Consider the following 404-nt stretch of genomic DNA (forward strand, 5'->3'; position numbering starts at 1 on the left):
TTACGGCGATTGACCGTCAGCCGAAGTGAGCTCTCGAGATACTCACTCAAGCTGCCCATGACCCGCTCGCCTGCTCGCCAGCTTTTGACATACACCTGCACGTCATCGGCGTAGCGGCAGAAGCGGTGGCCTCGGCGTTCCAGCTCCTTGTCCATGTCGTCCAGCAGGATGTTCGCCAGTAGCGGGCTGAGGGGTCCGCCCTGGGGGATTCCCTGCCGCCTCGGCGTGGGCAAGCCATGCTGGAACATACCCGCCTCCAGATAACGACGGATCAGACGCCGCACGCGCTTGTCGTCAACGTGCCGTGCGACCCGTGCCATCAGCAGATCGTGGTTCACTCGGTCGAAGAAAGCCTCCAGGTCAAGGTCGACCACCCAGCGGTGGCCGGCGGTGACGTGGGCCTT

General features: G+C 63.6%; 1 protein-coding gene. It reads right to left on the reverse strand.

Annotated elements, in window-relative coordinates; translation table 11 throughout:
• The coding region (locus tag INT20_RS18440) for a reverse transcriptase domain-containing protein (RefSeq protein ID WP_264299241.1) at positions 1 to 404 on the reverse strand (404 nt) is incomplete at both ends.

It is taken from the genome of Halomonas citrativorans (genome assembly GCF_014898005.1).
GTDB classification, from domain to species: Bacteria; Pseudomonadota; Gammaproteobacteria; order Pseudomonadales; family Halomonadaceae; genus Vreelandella; species Vreelandella citrativorans.